General features: G+C 43.7%; 4 protein-coding genes. All 4 read left to right on the top strand.

The features are described from left to right. Positions 1–475: 475 nt before the first annotated feature. The 4 genes from AC3CKG_RS25495 (at position 476) to AC3CKG_RS25480 (ending at position 6,631) form a co-directional block, all read left to right on the top strand. Positions 476–1,132 (top strand): hypothetical protein, encoded by a 657-nt coding sequence (locus tag AC3CKG_RS25495; protein ID WP_488530033.1) that lies wholly within the window; start codon positions 476–478, stop codon positions 1,130–1,132. Between the two features lie 439 nt (positions 1,133–1,571). Beyond that, positions 1,572–3,134: an NAD(P)-binding protein gene (locus tag AC3CKG_RS25490; protein WP_488530032.1), complete on the top strand. Its 1,563-nt coding sequence runs from the start codon at positions 1,572–1,574 to the stop codon at positions 3,132–3,134. After that, entirely contained in the window at positions 3,131–3,922 is a 792-nt protein-coding gene (locus tag AC3CKG_RS25485; protein ID WP_488530031.1) for a hypothetical protein, read from the top strand. The genes AC3CKG_RS25490 and AC3CKG_RS25485 overlap by 4 nt, the downstream gene beginning before the upstream one ends. Before the next feature lie 225 nt (positions 3,923–4,147). Beyond that, positions 4,148–6,631 carry a dermonecrotic toxin domain-containing protein gene (locus tag AC3CKG_RS25480; protein ID WP_488530030.1) on the top strand — a complete coding sequence of 828 codons (2,484 nt, stop codon included), beginning with the start codon at positions 4,148–4,150 and terminating at the stop codon, positions 6,629–6,631. The last annotated feature ends 82 nt before the right edge of the window (positions 6,632–6,713 follow it).

The following is a 6,713-nucleotide window of genomic DNA, read 5'->3' as shown; positions in this document are numbered from 1 at the left end:
TTCTGTCTCCATGTAGGGATAAGAAATAGTATATACCTCGATTTTCGATGTTGGTAGTGAAAAGTGAGGGATTTTTTTTGATTTTTTGATTTTTTGATCGGTTGAAGGTGTGCATTTAGTTGCGCCGATGTGAAGCTAAAGTAAGTGTACAAGTTTGGCTTCCCTAATAACAAGGATGAAGAGTAATTTCCTATTGAGCCAATCGCTTCTTCATCAATCCAAAAGGCCAGAAAGCCACGGCTAATGAGAGCTTGGTTGTTTTGTAACGAGGCTTGGACATGAAGTGAACGTAGCTGATCAAATCGTCGCTCTATGACTTACTTTCATCGATTTACGTAACAACGCCAATGAAAAGCTCAAACATTCACAGAGTCAATTAATATTCGCTACCCAGATCACAAATAACATATGAATTAAGTGTCATATTTTGTTTATAGGTTATTTTCCTTTCGCCAATCATAAAGGATAAATAACAATGAAAAGAACAATATTTTTAGTGTCTGTAACTGCCTGCTTAAGCACGCTTGCTTATGCCAATGAAAGTGACATTATCACCAGTAATTCACCTGAGGGGGTCTACCTCAAATACCAATCAAATAAACAAGTTACCGAATCGATGATGCAAAATGGTTTTACTTTGCATCGTTGTGGTATCAATACTCTCCTCAGTGATATTCAATTCAATCAAGGTTTGGAAATTCCGCATAGCCAGATCTTGTGTGTTTATTCGAAACCGGGGAACTCAACGAGTGACGAATCTGAATTGATCTATTGGCATCTCAACGTACTTTACAGTGTAGATAACGAAAAATTTATCGCAGGGCGAGAGTTCAATGAGACCTATACCAGCGAAATATCTACCCATACACCTGAATCTTTGCTTGATATTAGTCCGCATTATTATCATCAGCGTTCACAAGTTGAATCTTTGGGGATGAAAGTTGGCGAATGTAACCTACAGAAGATCTATTACTTTAGTGAGCCAATGGAAGAGTCTTACTTGTCAGATATTGCCTCTTGCCCTGTCTACAAAGCTGACGGAGAACTCTCAGGAAATATTACCGTGGAGCTCAATTATACTCCTGCTGATTTATCTTACAGCGAGCGCCTTGTTAGATTTTATTCAATTTAATCAATGGCATTGAATTAACATTAGAAAAAAAGTAACAGCTTCTTCTAAAAGAGGTTGAGGTTTTTAGTAAGCCAGTAGTAATCGCTGCTGGTTTTTTCATGATTAATGTTTGTTAGAGTTGATATAAGCCTGTCCCAATCTTAGGTCAATGCTCCGTAGAGAGACGGCACTAAATAAAGCCTTAGATAACTTAATTGATTACTCATCGTACCAATCACTACAAGCCACCTTCTCAAAGAATCAGTTGAAATGCATATTGTTGCTTATTTTAATTTGAGGTAACCTTCACATTGGGAATGTTCCCAATATTAACAATGGACAAAATTTAAATGAAAAGTGTTATTGGCTTTGTGACCGGCATTATCGGCTTTATTGTTCAGTCTAAAGACGGCATCCTTCCCCCAACATCGCAAGCATTAGATTACTTAGAGGAGGCCGTATGACTTGTGATGTCATTAAAGAAACGGGAGTCATCGCTTGTGACAACGCGACTCCTTTACGTTCCAAAGTTGCCATTTTCGGGGCGGGTATTTCTGGCTTAGCAATGGCTCATAATTGTGTCAAACACGGTTTTGATGTTGCCATTTACGACAAAGAGCTCTTCACCGGAGGTAAGTGTATCGGAACGGTCGATGAGAGCGGTGCGGTTCACGAACTCACTCATCGACAGTTTTTTGCGAAAAATCATAATTTGATTAATTTTCTGAAAGAGATCCCTTCGGGCTCTGGAAGTTGTTTGGATTCGCTTTACCCTCAGGAGCTCGTCCAGTTTTCGTGGGCACAAAGTAACAAGACAATGCAGTTTCAACGTGGCTACTTTACCCGCTTGGAAAAGCTATGGGATGATGCAAAATCCGCTTATTCAATGATTTACGCTCAAGTATCATTGACGGATACGCTCTGGTTTAAGTCACAATTACAAAAGCCTTACACAACGGAGGCGTTACTTGGTGTTTCTGTGAGTGACTTTTTCTCCTATGACTCCAGGCCGCGACTGGCAGCTTTCCTCCGACCGGTATTATTAGGTTGGATTGGAGCCACCGACAATACACCAGCCTTGGCGGTGTTGGATTTGCTCAATAATAAAGTGGGAGAGTTGCACGGTTTAGCCCCCGAAGCGTACAGTTTGGGGATGAAGGAGCCGATTAGCGATGCACTTATCTCCCCACTGACTCATTACCTACAAAAGCAAGGTGTTCAATTTCACCTTGGTCATAAAGTGAAATCTCTTTATCCCAATAAAGCTCGAACTCGTATAGACGGCGTCCTTTTGCAAGGTGAACGTTCCGTTCAGGCCGATTTTTACGTGTTGGCACTCCCAGCTCACGTTACCCAGTCTCTACTTTCAGAGATAAGCTCTGCGTTGAGTTATGAATTCGTACTGAGCCACGGGTTTCAGTTTTATTTTTCTCGAAGACCTGACGCATTGAAGGGCAGGACAGTTGGTTTGGTACTCGATTCTCCTTGGGGATTGAGCTATCACGTGACTACTCGTTCTCACTCAAAAGGGGAGACAACGTGCCTGTCGGTGACGGCGACGGCACTCGATAAAGCTCGAGGTCTCCTCTACCAAAAACCGATGCTGTCCTGCACTGAAGATCAAGTGAGAGATGAACTATTGTATCAAGTTCTTGGGCGATTAGACTTATTAGAGCACCCTGCTTACCAAGGGTTTAGGGTGGGCCTCGGTGCGAAAATGGTCACGCCAGAAGAGTTAAACACCTTATATGCCGATCACTTTTATGGCGATGCCGTTATTAATGAACGAGGACAGGCTCGCCATTGGGTTCTGCAACACGCGTTAACTCAACCGACCTCTCAGAATGCGTTGACGACCACTGTGCAAAACTTCTCGAACGTTTTCTTAAGCGGGGAATATTTGTCGGACCCGAGACAAACTTGGCGAGTGCCTGTGACATTAGAGCGATGCATTGAAACAGCCAATCTGTGTATGATGGATCTAGCCGAGCGCGCGGCCTGCTATAAGGAGCAAAATGCATGAAATCTGCCTTGTATTCTCCCTTATCCTCCGGCTTATTCTTAACTCTGTGTGGTGTGTATGGCTATGGTTTTTATTGGCTTGTACAGAGCTCGATTTGGTTTGCGTTAATGCTCACATTAGTGCTGCCTTTGCTGTTTTGGCCGTTGACTCAACCTGTTGAAAATGCGGGCGAGATAAAGCGTATCCTGTGCTTAGAGACGGGGTTTAACTTGTTGTGTTTTCTCGCGGTGAGCCAGTGGCTCAGCCTAACGGACTTTGATAAAGGGTTGATGGTGTTTTTTGTTCTCCAATCCGTTGGTTTTATCTTGGTGCAGTTCAAAAAGAAAGCGTATCTCTCGATGCTTATTTCGGTGGTGCTTGCAGCGACGATCGCGCATTGGATGTGCTCTGGTGAGCAAACGAGCCTACTTTGTGAGGGAAAACTATTATTAGTTGGCAAGGCGATACCTTGGCAGTTAAGTGTTATTTATGGTGTTTGGTTGATACAACTTTTGTTGGTGGAGTATCGTGCTGTCTTACCCAAGTTGACATTGATTATTGGCCATTTAGCCTCATTTTTGATTGCGATTGGAGCCGATGACTTTTTCCATGCTCGCATCGTAACGGCCAGTCATCTTCTTTTCCTTAGTTTGTGCTTTAACCTAAAAAGTATCGATTGGGGAGGACGTAGTTTCGCAACTTCGAATCATTTGAATCAATTTATTCAAGGTCTTGCTATTCGAACCGCTCTTTCTAAGCTATTTCTGGTCTTGGTGACGAGCACCTATCTCAGTCTTTTTATCCTATAGGTTGAACGTACTGGTGCCTTATTTGACCAAAATAGAATCCGCATTAAACATCTTTCTTTCGTGAAACATCAAGACTTTGATGTCGTAAAAAATAGAGTGTAATGCTTTTGATATGTCGGATAATAACCCGACAGCGCCTGTTCTCACTCTAGAAAAATATCTTCACCATAAAGGCAATTTATGTATAAAAAAATAATGCTTGTCCTTGCTATGAGCATAGCTTTCATGACGTCAAACAATCCCGCTCTTGCTAAGGATAACGTCAGTGTTAACACCTCTTTACCGTTTGAGTCCCTCCCTCCCTTTGATAAAGCGTGGCGGCTTGATTTTGCGAAAGATTACGCGCACATGATTCTTTCCTTGCCAGACCCTATACGAGTGGCGTCAGATAAGATAAAAGAAGTATTAACTCAACACGGGTACCATGATATTGATCCTGATGCAGTTTTTTATCACCACTTTGACGGGGCCCAGAGTAGTCATCGAACTTATAATGGTTGGGCTCATTACGAGCACCCAAGCGAATCTTATACACTCACTCAAGCGGTTATGCTTAATGCCTTCAGTCGTTATCGAGACTCGTATCCTGGCACCATCAATGTTGATACTGGGATCTATACACAAGGTGCGACTGGTGAAGCGTTCGATGAAAAAAATGAAGTCCGCTTACTTTCATCGACCCTGTGGAATATCGCTTACAACGAGTTAGATATTCAAGGCGTTTATAGTGAGGCGTTAACAACGTTTTGGTCGGAGAATACAACACGCTACACCCAACTAGTGAGAGACAGTTACGCCTTTTCAGCCTATCAGCAGTACCATCATGGTTTGCTCAACCAAGCTCAGTATCAACTCGCCATCGCCACACTCTCTTCTTCTCAAAGAAGAGAGGTCAGTGTGTATCGTTTTGATGTCTACGGTTATGACTCGACTGATATCTTATTGATTGAGTCTAAAGACGGCCAAGGGGGCTTGCTCTATACTCCAGGCGCTCAGCAACCATTTTGGGCGTACCGCAGTGAACGTCAGCTCAAAAAACACTTATTCAAGAGTTTAAGAAGTCCCTCAAACCGAAAACATTTACAGTCACATTTCAGCCTTTATTTAAGGCAAGATGGCGCAACGTATTCCGGTGTGGATACGGCCTTAAAAGCATTTGCCACGGATAATTGGTCGGAGGGCTATATGATGATGAAGCGTCATCGTATCGACGGGAATGTGTTTGCTCGAATGACGGAACAGATGAAATCGCGTTTAGTCAGTGACGGAGATACCATGATCAAATCTGATCTTGAGGCACAACGCGACTACCTACTTTCTGTGGCTTATAGCGTCATGACCCTATTGCCGGTGGTTGAGGTTATTGCTCCTGAGATGGGTATTCCATTGAACATTGGTTTAAGTGCAAACCTGTTTGGATTGAGTCTTGACAAAGCGTTACACGGTGACACATTGCAAGAACGTTTAGAAGGCACAAAGATGAGCTCAATCAACGCCGCGATCATTGGAGCGACGACGCTTTTGCCCGCCCTTGCTCAATATGGTCGTGCATTAGCAGAAGCGACTGAAATTGCGACAGAGTCTCTCCCTAATGTTATGGTGGCCAACTTTGGTTTTCCCATCGAAGAGATGGAAGGATTCACCTCGATGCCTCGTTTAATCGTGCACCCTCAAACAAGCGAAGAGCTCTTAGGTGTCAAGTTAACCAATAGTGGTCGAAGTACTTTACTTCGTTCAGATGGGTTTGCTTACTATCGCGAAGTCGATCCTTCTAGTGGGCGATTAATAACGGACACGCGTATCGTCAGAACCGTTAACCCTGATACTGGAGAAGTACAATGGCTAGAGAATGCTGGACTAAGAGGGGGAGGTGATGTCGTCAACAATGATGTGACTTCTGAAAGCGAGAGAAGTACGTTACCTGAACTATTCTTACCGGAAGATTTGCCAGAACGCCCTGGCATGGGTGGATCTGGCTACGCTGATATGGGGGGAGGACGAGAAGACGAAGCATTGAAAGATTTTTTCGAGCTAGAGCAGAAGGTCGACCCCTATGCTTACCTAACCGACGTCGACAAGCTTCATGAAGTGAGTGCTAGAGCACAGCAGGAAATTCGCTCCCTTCCATTTTATCGCAATTACGATCCCGAGGTGAGAGGCTCATTAGTCTTTCGAGGCGATAACCGCCTACCGGATGAATTATTTCACTCTGGTTTCAATCGTAAAGTAGAGCCGATTGAGTATATTAGGCATGCTCACCATACTCGTGGGATCCGCGGCGTGATTTCAACCACAACCGATCAACGTATTGCGGTCAACTACGCATTACATAATCAACGTGGCTATGTGTATGCGATAGAGTTGAATCATGGTGGGAAGTCGGTGGATACGTTGTTGAGAGGGAAGTCTCTCAGTGAGATTGCGACCTTAAATATTCCGCCAGAAGACATTATGTTCGCGCTAGGGCCCTTCACGGGGGCTGAAACGTCGTACTCAACGCTAATGGAGAGCGAAGAACTTAGAACGGCGGAACTGATGATTAATCCTCATTCACAAGTTTCGTTGGAAGTGGCAGAAAGGGCTTTTGAGAAGATGAAAGGCACGTTGAAATACCCATTCAGTCCAGAGGTGTCTTTTAGCGAACGATATACAAAAAGAGCTGATTTATTTTGGCATGAGGCTGAAGCCCCGTTGCCGCCATTTGACTAATTCGGACTATTCCGGTTGCTTGTGCCTTGAAGTTCTTGGATTTGACCTGCTCTATCAATACTCAATGAAAAGCCTAGATGTT

The organism is Vibrio sp. QJM3NY_15, from assembly GCF_057785995.1.
Note: the sequence above shows the minus strand (reverse complement) of the source record. Positions and strands in the feature narration are given on the sequence as shown.

Bases quoted from the DNA above. Each gene is read 5' to 3' on its own strand.
- AC3CKG_RS25485 (WP_488530031.1), top strand. From the start codon at position 3,131: ATGAAATCTGCCTTGTATTCTCCCTTATCCTCCGGCTTATTCTTAACT.
- AC3CKG_RS25495 (WP_488530033.1), top strand. From the start codon at position 476: ATGAAAAGAACAATATTTTTAGTGTCTGTAACTGCCTGCTTAAGCACG.
- AC3CKG_RS25490 (WP_488530032.1), top strand. From the start codon at position 1,572: ATGACTTGTGATGTCATTAAAGAAACGGGAGTCATCGCTTGTGACAAC.
- AC3CKG_RS25480 (WP_488530030.1), top strand. From the start codon at position 4,148: ATGACGTCAAACAATCCCGCTCTTGCTAAGGATAACGTCAGTGTTAAC.